We start from the raw sequence: 14,948 nt of genomic DNA, 5'->3' as shown, positions 1-14,948 counted from the left end.
ATTCAATTATTCTGCCTGATTAATTTTGGTAATCAAATATTCTTTTCCTAAGATTTCGGAGCAAGTTACAACTGCGCCAATTGTAACGCCCAAAACACCATGCATATTGATGCTTTGACCCGTAAGATATAAATTGTCTATTTTGGTTTTTGACGGAATAAGTGTTTTCAAAGGATTGTTAGAATCTTTGACATAACCATACATATTTCCATTATCACCACCAATATAATCGCGATACGAAAGCGGACTTGAAGTATGAATCGACTTAATACAATCTCTGATTCCGGGAAATTTTATTTCTATTTCATCCAAAAATTTCGCTGCTTTTCTAGCTTTGAACTCTTCGTAGCTTTCGCCGCGGTCGTTTTTTTCTACAGTTGTATTGAATGTTTCCGCCCAAGGCAAAACATCGTCAAAATTCATGTAGGTTATAAACGTCATTCCGTCTGCCCAAATTTCATCTTCTTTAGAAGCATTCATAGAAGCCATATAAGTTTTTGGCCAGGAATTTTCGTCGTATTCGTGTGCCGTCCAGACTTCATTGCTATTTTTAAAATGATAATAATTATGGTTGATATATTTGAAAGTTTCCGGTTTAAAAACCAAATACAAACTGAAAGCAGAAAGTACACCTTCAAGACTTTGAATTCGGTTGAAAAATGGTTTTCTGAAGTTTTCTTCACCAGCCATTTTCAAAGTCGTTTTAGGTTCGATATTCGAAATAAAATAAGTTCCGGAAACTCGAGTTCCGTCTTTCATTTCAACCGAATTTACTTTATGATTTTCAACATCAAAACGCGTAACTTCTTTGTGTTTGTAAAATTCGCCGCCGTATTTTTTTAATTGTTTTAAAAGCTGTTTTGTAATCTGGCTTCCGCCGTTGATACAGCGCCACGAACTCTGAATATAAGAATTCACAATTAAGGCATGAACGTAAAAAGGTGATTTATCTGGAATGCCCGCATAGAGAAAATTAGAACCCGCCAAAACAGCTTTTAGTTTTTCATTTTCAGTAAACGAATCGATGGTTTCTTTCGCGTTGAGCGTTAAAATTTCGGGATCGTATTTTCCTTCCCATTCTAAATTATAAAGCGGAAAAGAGTCGCAAATGGTTTGTAAATTTTGGCAGTAATTCTCAATGTTTGTTTTTTCTTCCGGGAAATATTTTGTCAGTTGCGCAACAAAATTCTCATAACCTTGTGCATGCGGATATTCGGTTTTATCATCTTCAAAAGAGATAATATCGAAAGCATTTTGATCTAATTGCTTCAGATTTAATTTATCGATAATACCCAAATATTTAAAATATTGATGCAGATTTTGGCCTTCGCCTAAACCTCCGATATAATGAATTCCGGTATCAAAAATAGTTTTATCGCGAACAAAAGTCTGAAGATTTCCGCCGTACTGATTGTTTTTTTCGAGCACACAAACGCTGTAGCCTTCTTTAGCCAGAATTATGGAAGCCACTAAGCCACCCAAACCGCTGCCGACAATTACTACATCGTAATGCTCTTTCATTTTATTTTTTCTTAAAAATAATAAGTTCGTTTTCTTCTAAAATACAATCAAAACCAAATTTAAGGATAGTGTTTTTTAAACTCGGACAATTCATTAAAATTACACACGAAGTGAGAACGATTAATTTCTGAATTTCATTTTCTGAATTTTCCTCCGAAATTAAAAGCGTATCATAATTGTTTTCAGGCAGAATTTCTAAATTTTCGAGATACGATATTTTTCTCTTATTAACGATATAATTGATTTTGGCAACATCGCGTTTTTCTTCATCAGCAATGTACGAATGAATTTTTCGCTGCGGTTCCTGCAGTGTCAATAAAACATCTAATTGCCCGTAATCATTGGCCAAATGCAATATTTTGGCTTTCGCCGATAGTTGTTTTCCAAGAAGAAAATAAGTTTCTAGATGGTTTTTCAGATCTTTTTTTACACTGTTTACAACTTCAATTTCTTTATAATCATAACTGTGAAGCAGCATTGGCTTAAAATAATCTGCGCCTTCTAATTCCTGGCGAATTTTACGATATTCTGCTTTAAAGAAAGTACTTATTTGTTTCGTTCTTTCGGCATAATTTTTCCCGAATGCAAGATTTTCAGGTTTGATTCTTTCTAAAATCGTAACCGTTAATTTTCCGTTATGAATAACAAAATCGCCTTTCGGAATTAATTCAGAAGCGCCATGAATAACGACTGGAATGATATCCAGATTAAATTGTTCTGCAAGAAAAAATGCACCTTTATGGAATCGTTTTACAACATTACTTTCTGAGCGTGTTCCTTCCGGAAAAACCATTAAAGAATAACCTTCTTCAACTTTTTTACGCAAATGTTCAACACCGCTTTCCAAACCTTCAGAAACAGGATAAAAACCGGCTTTTCTAACAACGCCGCCAAAAATAGGTGAGTTGTAAACCCAGTCGCTTACCAGAAAAATAATTTTTGGACTCAGCATTCCGATCGATAAAATGTCTAGAAATGAAGAATGATTGGCAATTATTATGGCTGGTTTTTCGAAATTTTCGTTGAAATTATTAACGACTCTTTTTCGAATAAACGGATTCGAATACAATACCGATTTCATGAATTTTGAAACTACATATCGAAAAGCTTTCATTTTCGTTTTTGCACTCAATGGCAAAATTGGCATTAGCGTAAAACTGAAAATCGACATTACAATTCCGCCCAAACCATAATAGGCAAACGAAATAATTCCGTGGATAAAAGTTCGTAAATGAAATGGTGGATTTCCATTTTTTGAACGATTTGATATAAAAAGTTTGAAAAGAATCGGGTAGAAGATAAACGTGATAATCAGCGCTGCGAAAACCCCAATCAAAGAAACCGATGAAATTGAAGTCAATGCTGGATGTTTGGCAAAAATCATGGCGCCAATTCCTAAAATTGTTGTGATTACTGCCAGAATTATTGAAGTTCGATAAATGGCAATCTCGTTCTTTCCGGTTGTATATTCTTTTTGAAGTGCGCTTGTCATGAAAATGCTAAAATCAACACCGTGACCAAAAATCAAGGTGCAGACAATCATGCTGAAAATATTCATTTGAATGCCAAAAATGCCCATAATTCCGGCTGTTACAATTCCGGTCAATGCAATTGGAATACAGCTTACGATTACCAATTCGATTCTTCGGAAAAAGAAAAACAGAATTAAAATCACAGCCACAAATGAATAATTGACAAGCGAATTAAAATCGGTTTTCAAAGTACTGAAAAACGTTTCGTTCATTTGCTGGCGGTCAATGGCAATTAAATTATTTTTGGCTGAAGCTGATTTTACAAATGCATCGCGCTGTTCTGGCGAAACCTTTACTAAAGTCGAAATCGTGTAAAAACCATTTTTTTCGGTTACAAATTCTTTTAATTGTAGCGCCTGAATTTTTAAATAATCATTAGAAGAAATTGGTTTGAAATCAAAATTCAAATGATCAAAAAAGGCCGAATAAGTAGTTGGCTTAAAGCCGAGTTTTGAACCTTCGGCAATTAATTGCGATTGTAAAACTTGCTTTTTATTGGCGTCCCAAAACGAATTCCATTTTTCAATTTTTTCAATTTGCTCTTTTTGTGAAAGCATAATTCCTCCGACAGAACTGAAATTCAGAATTTTGTTTTGTGTTTTTTCTTTGGATAAATCAGTAAAAAGTTTGCTGTTGGTTTGCAAAACTTCGTCCATACTTTTTCCGTACGAAGCCACATAAATGGTTTTTGACGTTAAGCTTGTGCTTTCTTCGAGTTGTTTTTCGGCTGCTTTGATTTCCTTCGGAACAAAATTTAATTGCGATAAATCGTTATTGAAACCAACATTATTATAAGTAAAACAGCAAATAATCGTAATTAAAATGCAAAATCCAATCAGGAATTTATTGTTGTGAAAGGAGAAATGCGCCATTTTATCAATGACATTTTTCTTGTGTTCCGCTGGATTTTCTTTTGGCTTATATAAATGCGGAACAATCAAAAGCGAGAAAAATGCAGACGCCATCACAATAACTGCAGCGAAAATTCCGAGATCATTTAAGGCATCCGATTTTACAAAAAGAAGACATAAAAAAGCAACCGCCGTAGTCGAACTGCTCATAATTACGGGCATTGTAATGTCTTTGTACAACGTTTTTACATCGCTGTTGTGTTTGTAATGTGTGAGAATATGAATGGAATAATCAATCGTAATTCCGAGTAAAATAGATCCAATTCCGAGAGAAATTGCTGAAATCTGTTCTTTCACAAAATATAAAAACGCAACGGCGAATAAAGCTCCAAAAACCGTTGGAAGAAAAATAATCAGCGGAATCAATATTTTTCGGTAAAATAAAATCAGAATCAGCATTAATGTGAACATTGCAATTGATGTCGTTAGGACAATATCGCTTTTGATTTGATTGGCATTAGCAACTGCGATTAAAGCCGAACCAAAATAACTGATCGAAGTTTTGCCTTTGTATTTCTGATTTAAATTTTCCTGAATTGATTTTAGCTTTGCGGCAAAAACAGTATTTTTTTCGGTTTCGCTTGACGGAAGATTTGAGGTTATAAAAAGCAAAAGTTTCTTTTTGTCTTTCGTCATTACAAAACCATTGTCGAGCGTAAAATCGTCACCAATATTTAATTGCTGTAATTTTTTTAAGGCGATAAACGAAATCCCAAGCGGATCTTGCAGAATAAAATCTTTTGTAATAAATCCCGAAGGAGAAATAATCGATTTGTAATTTCCCTGAACAGTTGCTGTAATACTGTCTTTTTGCAATTTATTCTGAATCGCTGCATAATCTTTATTTTCAAGAAAAAGCGGTAAATTATTGTTAACAAAATCGATTGTTTCCTGAATATTTTCTTCGTCAATTTTTCCCTGAATTCCGGTTACATAGGGTTTGCAGGATTTTGAAACACTGTCTGAAAAAGTGCTTGCCATTTCTTTTAAATCTTCTGCAGAACCGTTTTTTTCGAGTTTGAAAATGACGGTTATTTTATCGGCAAAATTTAATTGTTTTAAGACTTTTGCTGTAACATCAGCTTTGTCATTGGCGGGAATTAATTTGGTAATATCTTCTTCAAATTTGATTTGAGAAGCAAAAAATCCAAAAATAAAAAGCATCAAAAAAGCCAATAAAACCGACAAAGATTTTCTTCGGTTAACAAATAAATGAATGGCGTAAAAATATTGATGCATAGTTATGATTTAAGTTTTTTTCGCCACGAATTCACGAATTAATACAATCAGATTAAAAATAAATTCGTGAATTCTTGGCGAAAAATTATTCGATGGGTTTCTTGCTAAAAGCGGTTAAAAGCAAATAACTTATAAAACCAACTGTTAGCGCGGAAACGGATGCTAAAATAAGACTTCCTACGATATATTGTGTAGCATTTTTTTGAATATCGTCGAGTGTAATCGAACTGTCTAAAACTAAAGGCGCGTCACTCGACACAAAAATGCTTCCAACTTGAAGTGAAGCGTAAATAATAAACGGAATAAATGGAGGAAAACTCACATTTGAAGTCAAATATGCAATGACTTTGTTAAGTCTGAAAATAGCAGCAAAAGTAAAAAGTAAAATAGTTTGAAATCCCCAAAAAGGTGAAAATCCAATAAAAATACCAAGTGCGATTGCGGCTGATTTTTTGAAATTAGAATCGTTGCTTTCTAGAATATCTTCAAGAAAGAATTTTTTAAAACCTTTTTTTTTTGCTCTTCTAAAAAAATCTCTCGGTTTGATATACAACAAAGCATTCGTAACCAAAACCGTATTTAAAATACTGATTCGGGTAAAATCACGAAACGGACGAAAATGCGAAACGCGTTCTGCGGGATCGTACAAAACCTGAATCGGAATGTTTTTTACCACAATTCCTTTCCACGCCGCACGCACAATAACTTCAATTTCAAACTCAAATTTATTGGTATAAAATTGTTTCGGAAGCAATTGTAAAGGATATAATCTGAAACCAGATTGTGTATCATCAAGTTTGATTCCGGTTTCGAACTTGAACCAAAAATTTGAAAATTTGTTTCCGAAACTGCTTTTCTTCGGAACATTTTCCTGCGTCATATTTCGGCTTCCAATCAAAAGTGCATTTGGTTCTTTTTGAATTGCTGAAATAAAACTTGGAATGTCAGATGCAAAATGCTGCCCGTCAGAATCGATTGTGATGGCGTATTCAAATTTCATTTCGATTGCTTTTCTGAAACCATTTCTTAGCGCACGACCTTTTCCTATATTTTTAGGATGATGAATTTGCGTAAGCTCGGAATATTGTTTTAAAATTTCAGAAGTAGAATCTGTAGAACCGTCGTTGACAATAATAATATTTGTAGTGAAATCTAAAATAGAATCCAGCACTTTTTTTAGCGTTTTCTGATTATTGTACGTTGGGACAATAACACAAAATGAGGTGGTATTTAATAAATCGTGCTGATGTAAATTAGGTTCCATGGAAAATGATGCTTTCGCTTACTTCACAAATTGTTTCTCCTTTTCAGAAAAACTTTTTGATTGTAAAATAAAGTCTTTTAGATATTCTTTTAAAGCACCGCTTTGATCACCATAGTGCTCGGTTAGATATTTTTTGTCTTCTTTTATATTCTTTTTGTAACCCGTAATTCCTGGAACATTTTCCTGAATGCTCAAGCGAATCATTCTGATTTCGATATTATTAGGCTCGCTTTTTATAGTTGATTCAAGCAATTTTGCACCTTCTTTAAAACGGTCAATTTTATCTTTTAATTTCTTTTTAAAATTAGAATCCAAAAGAATAGAAGCTGCTTTGTAAGCAACTAAAGTTTTATTACCTTCTTCAGAAATGTCAGCTAGTTTTTCTGAAAATTCTTTTGCATTACTTTCCGATTTAGTAACAGTTGTGTACATTTTTCTTATGGACGCCAAATCTGGAGTGCCCACAAAATTTACCCATAAAAGCAATGTCAATAGCAGTTTCATAATTACATTTTTTTGTACACATTGCTTAATTTCAAGGCAACTGTGTCATTAAAATAAGTTGTGTTTTTTACTTTAACCAAATTATCTTCGGTTGTTGTAATGTCAAGTTCTAAACGCAATTCAGGGTTAACTTCCGGATTAATGAGTGCCATAAATTTTACATTGGCAAGCGTTTGAATCATTAAAGTTTCCTGCGTAATTTTCTCTGTTAATTCTTTAATAATTTGTATCATGCAAACACCCGGCATAATTGGGTTTCCCGGAAAATGACCTTTGAAAACTTCATGTTTTTCATTGACCAAAATCGTAATCGTATATTTAGAATCTGATATTTTTTCTTCCGAAAGTATTTTGTAAAAATCTTTTAAAACCATTTTTTATTTTACTTTAAAAGTATAACTAATACCAAACTGCAATACCTGATTTAAAATAATTTGGTCATAATAATAGTCATCATAATCAATACCGTCATAACCGTAAATATCGATTAAACCTTGTTTAAATCTTGCTTCAAAAGTCAATCCGTTTGGTAACGTATAGCCAATACCGCCAACAAATGAAAAATCTGTACCAATTGGATCATATCCGTAACGCCCAAAATTGTCACTTGTCTTCAAATCAAGTGATGGTCCTGCCAATACATGAAAACCTTTTCCTCCAAAGTTAAATTTTGCAACAGCTCCAAGCGTTACATAATTCAACTCATATTTTGCATCCTGAAAAGCATTTGATCCGTTATAATATTCTCTTCCTTCGGCACCTTGTCTTGAATATGTGATTTCAGGCTGAAGTGTAAAATACCTATTGAATTTTATTGCCACTAATCCTCCAATATAATAATCAGCTTTCATACTGTTGTTATCAATATTGGTTAAACTTGTAAGGTTTAAACCACCTCTAATACCTGGATTTACTGATACTTGTGCTTGCATTGAAGCAACACCAATAAATAGTACAAATGCAAATAAGGTTATTTTTTTCATAGTTGGTTTGGTTTATATTTTTACTCTGATTTAAAATAATTCAGTTCAATTTTCAACTTGATATTCTGATGTAAAATGACGACTTTTTTAGCAAAATTATCGTTTTCTAAAGTAAAAGTAATTGTTATTTTATCTTTTGTTTTAGAAGAACGTACTACTTTTTCTAATTTTTGGTCTTTTTTTGAAAAGAAAAGATAATTGTCACGAGCGCCATCTGCCGATTTATAAATGTTAAAATCTACATTTTCAAACTCTTCCTGAATCAGAAAATCTTTTTTAAGAAGAATTCTGAAATCTTCAGTTAATGTATTAATTAGGATTTTTCGATCCAATTCAGAAACTATCGAATTGACTTTAAAAGTCTTTTCAGCAATTTCGAAATCCAATAATTTGTTTCCAAATTCAGTGGTAAAAACTACTCGATGCGTTGTGTCATTTACTTTCTTGGCAATAAAAATTCCGGACAATTCATGACCGTAAACTGTGATATTTGTTTTATAAACATAATCAGCATTTGGGTCAGAGAAATAAGGAACTTCTATCTTCGTTTTGTCTAATTTTTTAGGCGTATAATTTTTTGTGACCGAGCCACAAGAAACTAAAAAAATTGCCAGAAAACAATTAATTAGTAAAAACTGAATCGTCGATTTTTGCATTGATCACTTTATTTTTAAGTACAATTCGGGTATAATCTTCAGATGATTCTAATAATTTTACCTGAACCACTGTTGCTTCTTCTTTGTCGAAAGTCAGTTCGATTTGTTTGATGTATTTTTTCAGCGTCGCATCTTTTGGAACAAATTTCGCTAAGTTTTGACCTTTCAATTTAAAATATGAAATCGTAAATTCTTTATCGTCAAACATATTTCCGCTCACACTTCCAATAATTAATTTGTTGATTCTTGCGAAGATTTTGCTGTTGCCAATATCAACCGCACTTTTCTTTCCTTCGTCGTTAATCAGGATTTTTCCGTTTTTGAAAACAATGCTATAATTGTATGGTTTTTTATATTGCCAAGATAATAACGCCGGTTCTTTAAAAATCATTTTTCCAGAAGTTTCAATGTCTTTCGATAAAAAATCCAAATGTTTGTATTGAACAAAATCAGTACTTAAAGTTTTGATTTTTTTCGAAACTACATTTACATCTTGTTTGAAAGATGCAATTTCAGCATCAGTCATTTTTTGTTCCTGAGCGAAAACAGAAATGCTGAAAATATTTAGGAAAAGGAAAATATATAATTTAGTCTTCATAAGCTTTAAGGTTCAAAAGTTCTTCTATCGAAATAACTTCGTAATTATTTTGCTGTAAAAATTGCAAAAACTGTTCCAATACCAAAACAGAGTGTGGCGCAGTATCGTGCAAAAGTACAATTCCGCCGGGAGAAATGTGTTTTTTAATTCGGTTCAAAATCAAATCCTGATTTTTTGTTCCTCCGTCAAGTGAACGAATATTCCAGCCAATAACTTTGTGTCCGGTAACTTTTAATGCTCTGCGAATTGAAGGTGTCGTAACTCCATAAGGCGGACGGAAAAAGTTGATTTTTTTTGAAGTGAATTTTTCCAGCAATTTATCTGTCTTGCGAAGTTCATCTGTTATTTTGTCTTCATGATAAAAATCGAAAAACTTAGAATGAGAATAAGAATGATTTCCAACCAAATGACCTTCGTCAATAACTTGTTTTAAAATTTCCGGATGTGCTTCAATGTTTTTTCCAATACAGAAAAAAGTCGCTTTGGCATTGTATTTTTTCAGAAGTTCCAAAACTTCCAAAGTAAATTCACTTGGTCCGTCATCAAAAGTTAAGGCAATTTTTTTTTCTGTTTCCGAAGGATTATTACAGAACGCTTTTACATGATAATTAGAAGAAATTTGGACAGAACCAAAAGCATTTATTCCAAGCCAAATCAAAACAATTAAAACAAACCACCAAAAATTAATTGCTGTATAAAAATTCAAAAGAAATAATACGAGCAATAAAAAGATAAAAAAAACAGATATGTTTTTATGCGTTATCATTTTGAAAGCAACGTAAAACTATGATTTTTTCCATTTACCTGATTGTACAATAAAATGGTATTATAAGCAGGTTTTTCAATTGAATTCACTTTTATAATTTCAGGAATTTCCTGAGTTTTTATGATTTTTGAAGCCATCCACAAAGCAAAAGCAGAAGCCGTGTCATATTCTCCACTTAAATGTTTGTAATACAATTGAGGTGTTTTTGCGAAAGCATTTTCACTTAAATTTCGATAATAAGAATCAGAATCTGAGTTTCCATCAAAGCCAAAAACGACAGCATCAAGATCTGAAATTTGTAAATTATTATGTTTTAAGAAAGTGATAATAGTATTTTCAATTTCATTTTCTTCCAAAGTATTTACGATTTCAACATCAAGAATTTCGGCATACGTATTTTCTTTTCTTTCATTTTCCAAAACAAAAAAACTCGCGCCTTCACCATAAATAACACCGCTGGAATTAGCATTTAAAACTTCAGAAGGAAGATCGTTTTCTTTTTTAATTCTTCCGGCCAATTTAAAAAGCGATAAAGTATAATCTCCGTTTTCATCAACTCCACCAACCAAAATTGAATTTGCTTCGTCTTCTTCAATCTGCATTTTAGCATCCAAAAGTGCCGATTCAAAAGAAACCGCGCCATTTACATACGTAAAATTATAACCTTTACATTGTAAAGAAAGTGCAATTTGTGCACCAACGGTATTGTGTGTCGATTGAATAAACGAAGTTGGCGTTAAAAATTCTTCGTTATTATCGAGAATGTTTTTCAGGAATTTTTCAGAATCTTCGATGCAGCCTAATCCAGTTCCGGTAATAATTGCATCAACATTTTCAACATTCGCATCTTTCATTGCCAAAGCCGAAGCTACAATTCCGTTTTTCACTCCTTTTGCCATTCTTCTGATCATCGCAGGAGAAATATAATCTTTGTAAACTGGAGAAACGATTGAAAGAACCGTTTCATTTTGATTGTAAACAGCTTCTTCTAAAAAAACAGTATCAAATGTTTTTTGAGTCGAAATACAGCCTACTCCATTTATATATGTCTTTTTTGTCATTAGCTTTTAGAAAATATAAGGGTTGAACAATTTCCGCCAAAACCAAAAGAATTGGATAAAACGTGTTCGATATTTTTCATTTTTAAAGTTTTTTGAGGCTTCAATTCAAATTCTTCCATTGGCACTTCAAAATTCAAATTTGGATAAACCACACTATTCTGAATTGCCAAAACAGAATAAACGGCTTCAATTGCCGCCGCCGCCGCTAAAGTGTGTCCTGTAAAAGGTTTTGTAGAACTGAAATCCGGCACTTTTTCATCTTCATAAATTCGCAATAATGCTCTTCCTTCAGATAAATCATTGTTTGGTGTTGCGGTTCCGTGAACGTTGATATAATCAATTTCAGAAGGTTTTAAACCCGAAACTTCAAAGGCTTTTTTCATGGCCAAATAAGCGCCGTCGCCGTTTTCTGAAGAAGCAGTTTGGTGAAAAGCATCATTTGCATTTCCATAACCAGAAACTCTTGCCAGGACTTTTTTGTTTTGTTTGGCAACAATTTCATCTGATTCTAAAACTAAAAAAGCAGCCGCTTCACCAAGATTTAGCCCTTTTCGATTATTGTCAAATGGTTTGTTATAATCGTCAGATAAAATCATCAAAGTCTTGAATCCGTTGATGGTGAATTTTGCCAAAGCATCAGTTCCCCCAACAATTACGCGATCCAGTTTTCCAGATTTAATTAGTCGTGCGCCTAACATGATTGAATTTGCCGCCGAGGAACAAGCCGTACTGATTGTCGTAACCATTCCTTTTAAACCTAGTTCAGAAGCAATTTTTTCAGCCACATCGCCGCCGTCATGACAAGTTATGTATTTGACCAATTCCGGTTTTTCGAAATAATCGAAATAATGTTTTTCCGTCATGTCCATTCCGCCCACACTTGTAGCCGAAATAAGTCCCGTCCTGAATTCGTTTATAGAAGTAATTCCAGCATTTTCAACAGCTTGTTTGGCTGCCAGAGCACCAATCATTGCTGTTCTCGAAAAGTTATTATTTTCTGAAAGCTGCAATTCCGAAATCAATTCTTCATTTGTTTTTTTGATTTCACCAACTTTGATTACATCAGCATGAACCGTCGGAATATTTTCAATTCTGGAAATACCAATTTTATTTTCGATTAGGGAAATATAATTTTCTTCGACTGAATTTCCAATCGAAGAGATAATTCCCATTCCGGTTATTGCGACACCTTTTGCCATTTTAGATTTTAGATTTATGATTTTAGATTTGTAGAACATTAATTAGATTTTAATATTTCTGCCAAAGAAATCTAAAATCTGAAGTCTAAAATCTAAAATTTATTTCGTTCTGTTCGCGCTAATATATGCCGCCATAGTTTCGATTGACTGGAAAATTGATTTTCCTTCTTTCGGGTCAACCAGTTTAATTCCATAATCTTTATCTAAAATCACGATTAATTCAAGTGCATCAATCGAGTCTAAACCTAAACCGTCTCCAAACAAAGGATCGTTATCAGCAATGTCTTCGATATTGATATCTTCCAGGTTTAAAGTCGTAATGATTTTATTTTTTAATTCTTCTTTTAATGCTTCCATGATTATTTATTGTATAATGTATTGATATTTTCGTTTGTATATTTTTCGTTTTCTTCTTTACTAAAGATGCAAAGAAACGCTTTATAATTGTCATTGTAAAATTCTACCCAACCGCACAGAACTGAATCTGCTTTATTTGTGTTTAATAAAATCTCAGAATAGTTCAACAAAAATTCAGAATTGAAAGCATCAAATATAAAAAAAGAATTTTCACTTTTCAGCTGATGACGAATACTTATTTCGCCCAAACAAATATTTGGCAACGTATAAACAAAAACCGCCGGACTCGGATAATAGTTTTCTTTATCAGAAATCGATTCCTGATATTTTACATCGGTATCTAAACTTGATGATTTATTCGCCAAAACCAAAGCGATATTATTTTCTTCTTCAGCAGAAACAATCGGACTCAAAAGCAATTCTGATCCTAAAAAAGCCAGTTTGCTCAAAGCATCCATTTTGAAAAACTTTGGATATTGAATTTCAAAATTGCGTAATGCTTGTTTCGAGAAATCTGCAAAATCGGTTGGTTCAATTTTGAATACCGAAGTTCCGTTCAAAACAATTTCGTTGTTTTGGATGGTGATGTAGGACTGTATGTAGGTTTTAGTTTGAGTCATTTTGTTTTTAAGAACATAATTTTTTAATATCCCACTTTAAAATTATTTGTGAAATAAGAACAGGAAAATTTGTTTTATGACCTTCTTTAATCATTGTTATATAAATATCATTTTTGTCCAAAATAAATATCCTGCTTGATTGATACAAATTATTAATAGCAAGATTGTCAGATTTATTATAAATTACTAAATTTTTTGAACTTACGGCCTTTTGAAATCCAAATTTCTTACAATATTCAATAATAATTGTTCTGTTTTTTTCAAGGTCATATTTACTTATAATTTTCGTAAGATGCTTTTCGGTCAATTTTCGATAAATTGCATAAGCAAAAAAGAAACTCATAAAAAAAAGTAGATAATCTTCGCCTCCGGTATTTGAATAATCTCGATATGGATCGAAATAAACCAAAAAAGGACAAATAAATCCAAAGCTAAAAAACATTAGAAGAAGTATGGTGTCAAATATATCAGACCAGCTTTCAGTATAAACTAGCTTGCTCTTTTCTATACTTTTCTCAATATCTAAGTCTTTTAAACTTCTCATTTTATTTTCTCAAATATAACCGCCGTATTACAACCTCCAAATCCAGAAGCCGTTTTCAAAAAATACTCAATATTTGCCTCTTTATTTTTCTCAATAACATTTACAACTTCACTAACTCCAATTTGATCAAAACCTTTCGATTCAAAAAGCATATTTCGATTTGCTGATTCAATTGCGATTACCGTTTCCAATAATCCTGAAGCGCCTAAAGTATGACCATAAAATCCTTTTAAACTATTGACTGGAACATTTTGTAAATCCAATCGGTTTAAAGCAATTGCTTCCATTTCGTCGTTGAAAGGCGTTGCGGTTCCGTGTGCTGAAATATAATCTAATGTATTGGCTTCAATATTTGCTTCTTTCAAGGCATTTTGGATACTTCTGAACAAACCTTCGCCTGTTCTTGAAGGACCCGAAATATGATTGGCATCGTTTATTGAGCTATCTCCAATTACTTTTATTTTGGCGTTTTTGGCTTCCGCCGAAACTAAAACTGCAGAAGTTGCTTCGCCCAAACTTACTCCGGTTCTGTTTTTAGAATAGGGTTTGCAAGGCAATTCACTCATCGCCTGAAAAGCATTAAATCCAGACAAAACAAATTCTGAAACTTCGTCGCCAGCCACGACAAAAATATTGTCATAAAGCTCCGATTGAATCATTCTTTTAGCAACAGAAACAGCTAAAATTCCGGAAACGCAGGCATTTGAAACTACAATTGGCTGTGTCGTAAATCCGAAGAAATTGGCAACATTTTTAGCTAAAACATCTAAATGTGCATTGTTGAAATTTTCTTCTGAATTTTCTTTTAAAGCCGTCACATTTCCTTTTGTAGTAGAAAGTATAAAAGCAGTTTTCGAATTCAATTCAACTCCCGAATTTTTGATAATCTGCTCTAAAGCCAAAATCATCATTTTCTCTAAACGGGAATATTTTATTTCAGAACTGATTTTTGAAAAAGCACTGTTTATTTTTTCATCAGAAATAATCGAAGCATAAAAGGAATTGGGCATCAAAGAAATATCATTGTGAAGCTGAATTCCCGAATCACCGCGCAAAATCGCTTCGATGTTCGATTCAACATCAAAACCCAAAGGCGTGATACAATTCGTTTGTGTGATGTATATTTCTTTTAACATTTTATGATTTATTTCTTTGCGATTTTATGGCACGCAGATGACGCAGATTTAAGCAGA

General features: G+C 32.8%; 15 protein-coding genes. All 15 read right to left on the bottom strand.

Features of this window, described 5'->3' with window-relative positions; all coding sequences use genetic code 11:
• Positions 1-6: 6 nt before the first annotated feature.
• The 15 genes from GQ47_RS06875 to GQ47_RS06805 all read right to left on the bottom strand — a co-directional run bounded on the left by GQ47_RS06875 (position 7) and on the right by GQ47_RS06805 (position 14,891).
• A complete protein-coding gene (locus GQ47_RS06875; protein ID WP_035646584.1) occupies positions 7-1,521 on the bottom strand; it encodes a phytoene desaturase family protein in 1,515 nt (504 codons plus the stop codon).
• 1 nt (position 1,522) lies between these two features.
• Positions 1,523-5,203, bottom strand: a complete 3,681-nt coding sequence (locus GQ47_RS06870) for a 1-acyl-sn-glycerol-3-phosphate acyltransferase (RefSeq protein WP_035646582.1) — start codon at positions 5,201-5,203, stop codon at positions 1,523-1,525.
• An 85-nt stretch (positions 5,204-5,288) separates the two neighbouring features.
• Positions 5,289-6,467, bottom strand: a complete 1,179-nt coding sequence (locus GQ47_RS06865) for a DUF2062 domain-containing protein (protein WP_035646579.1) — start codon at positions 6,465-6,467, stop codon at positions 5,289-5,291.
• A gap of 18 nt (positions 6,468-6,485) precedes the next feature.
• Positions 6,486-6,971 carry a hypothetical protein gene (locus GQ47_RS06860; RefSeq protein WP_035646577.1) on the bottom strand — a complete coding sequence of 162 codons (486 nt, stop codon included), beginning with the start codon at positions 6,969-6,971 and terminating at the stop codon, positions 6,486-6,488.
• A gap of 2 nt (positions 6,972-6,973) precedes the next feature.
• On the bottom strand, positions 6,974-7,345 hold the full coding sequence (locus GQ47_RS06855; protein WP_035646575.1) for a hotdog family protein: 372 nt from the start codon (positions 7,343-7,345) through the stop codon (positions 6,974-6,976).
• Between the two features lie 3 nt (positions 7,346-7,348).
• Complete coding sequence (locus tag GQ47_RS06850) at positions 7,349-7,954, bottom strand: porin family protein (RefSeq protein ID WP_035646573.1); 606 nt, start codon at positions 7,952-7,954, stop codon at positions 7,349-7,351.
• Between the two features lie 20 nt (positions 7,955-7,974).
• On the bottom strand, positions 7,975-8,610 hold the full coding sequence (locus GQ47_RS06845; RefSeq protein ID WP_035646572.1) for a flexirubin biosynthesis protein LolB2: 636 nt from the start codon (positions 8,608-8,610) through the stop codon (positions 7,975-7,977).
• Complete coding sequence (locus GQ47_RS06840) at positions 8,576-9,208, bottom strand: flexirubin biosynthesis/transport protein LolA2 (protein WP_035646570.1); 633 nt, start codon at positions 9,206-9,208, stop codon at positions 8,576-8,578. The genes GQ47_RS06845 and GQ47_RS06840 overlap by 35 nt, the downstream gene beginning before the upstream one ends.
• Positions 9,198-9,914, bottom strand: a complete 717-nt coding sequence (locus GQ47_RS06835; protein ID WP_238567954.1) for a polysaccharide deacetylase family protein — start codon at positions 9,912-9,914, stop codon at positions 9,198-9,200. The genes GQ47_RS06840 and GQ47_RS06835 overlap by 11 nt, the downstream gene beginning before the upstream one ends.
• Before the next feature lie 56 nt (positions 9,915-9,970).
• Entirely contained in the window at positions 9,971-11,035 is a 1,065-nt protein-coding gene (locus GQ47_RS06830) for a beta-ketoacyl synthase N-terminal-like domain-containing protein (RefSeq protein WP_035646564.1), read from the bottom strand.
• On the bottom strand, positions 11,035-12,234 hold the full coding sequence (locus GQ47_RS06825; protein ID WP_035646883.1) for a beta-ketoacyl-[acyl-carrier-protein] synthase family protein: 1,200 nt from the start codon (positions 12,232-12,234) through the stop codon (positions 11,035-11,037). The genes GQ47_RS06830 and GQ47_RS06825 overlap by 1 nt, the downstream gene beginning before the upstream one ends.
• A gap of 99 nt (positions 12,235-12,333) precedes the next feature.
• The gene (locus GQ47_RS06820; protein ID WP_035646561.1) at positions 12,334-12,591 is read right to left on the bottom strand and encodes a phosphopantetheine-binding protein; all 258 of its coding nucleotides are present in this window, start codon (positions 12,589-12,591) and stop codon (positions 12,334-12,336) included.
• 2 nt (positions 12,592-12,593) lie between these two features.
• Complete coding sequence (locus GQ47_RS06815; protein WP_035646558.1) at positions 12,594-13,211, bottom strand: 3-oxoacyl-ACP synthase; 618 nt, start codon at positions 13,209-13,211, stop codon at positions 12,594-12,596.
• A 7-nt stretch (positions 13,212-13,218) separates the two neighbouring features.
• Entirely contained in the window at positions 13,219-13,755 is a 537-nt protein-coding gene (locus GQ47_RS06810; RefSeq protein ID WP_035646556.1) for a hypothetical protein, read from the bottom strand.
• Complete coding sequence (locus GQ47_RS06805) at positions 13,752-14,891, bottom strand: beta-ketoacyl-[acyl-carrier-protein] synthase family protein (RefSeq protein WP_035646553.1); 1,140 nt, start codon at positions 14,889-14,891, stop codon at positions 13,752-13,754. Before GQ47_RS06805 ends, GQ47_RS06810 begins: the two co-directional genes overlap by 4 nt.
• Positions 14,892-14,948: the final 57 nt, after the last annotated feature.

It is taken from the genome of Flavobacterium sp. ASV13 (assembly GCF_000745775.1).
GTDB lineage: Bacteria > Bacteroidota > Bacteroidia > Flavobacteriales > Flavobacteriaceae > Flavobacterium.
The sequence above is the reverse complement of the archived record's forward strand: the minus strand, read 5'-3'. Positions and strand labels throughout refer to the sequence as shown.

Excerpts from the sequence above, each read along its gene's own strand:
- GQ47_RS06810 (WP_035646556.1), bottom strand. The coding sequence starts at position 13,755 with ATGAGAAGTTTAAAAGACTTAGATATTGAGAAAAGTATAGAAAAGAGC.
- GQ47_RS06870 (WP_035646582.1), bottom strand. The coding sequence starts at position 5,203 with ATGCATCAATATTTTTACGCCATTCATTTATTTGTTAACCGAAGAAAA.
- GQ47_RS06865 (WP_035646579.1), bottom strand. The coding sequence starts at position 6,467 with ATGGAACCTAATTTACATCAGCACGATTTATTAAATACCACCTCATTT.
- GQ47_RS06840 (WP_035646570.1), bottom strand. The coding sequence starts at position 9,208 with ATGAAGACTAAATTATATATTTTCCTTTTCCTAAATATTTTCAGCATT.
- GQ47_RS06875 (WP_035646584.1), bottom strand. The coding sequence starts at position 1,521 with ATGAAAGAGCATTACGATGTAGTAATTGTCGGCAGCGGTTTGGGTGGC.
- GQ47_RS06860 (WP_035646577.1), bottom strand. The coding sequence starts at position 6,971 with ATGAAACTGCTATTGACATTGCTTTTATGGGTAAATTTTGTGGGCACT.
- GQ47_RS06825 (WP_035646883.1), bottom strand. The coding sequence starts at position 12,234 with ATGGCAAAAGGTGTCGCAATAACCGGAATGGGAATTATCTCTTCGATT.
- GQ47_RS06805 (WP_035646553.1), bottom strand. The coding sequence starts at position 14,891 with ATGTTAAAAGAAATATACATCACACAAACGAATTGTATCACGCCTTTG.
- GQ47_RS06850 (WP_035646573.1), bottom strand. The coding sequence starts at position 7,954 with ATGAAAAAAATAACCTTATTTGCATTTGTACTATTTATTGGTGTTGCT.
- GQ47_RS06855 (WP_035646575.1), bottom strand. The coding sequence starts at position 7,345 with ATGGTTTTAAAAGATTTTTACAAAATACTTTCGGAAGAAAAAATATCA.
- GQ47_RS06830 (WP_035646564.1), bottom strand. The coding sequence starts at position 11,035 with ATGACAAAAAAGACATATATAAATGGAGTAGGCTGTATTTCGACTCAA.
- GQ47_RS06845 (WP_035646572.1), bottom strand. The coding sequence starts at position 8,610 with ATGCAAAAATCGACGATTCAGTTTTTACTAATTAATTGTTTTCTGGCA.
- GQ47_RS06815 (WP_035646558.1), bottom strand. The coding sequence starts at position 13,211 with ATGACTCAAACTAAAACCTACATACAGTCCTACATCACCATCCAAAAC.
- GQ47_RS06820 (WP_035646561.1), bottom strand. The coding sequence starts at position 12,591 with ATGGAAGCATTAAAAGAAGAATTAAAAAATAAAATCATTACGACTTTA.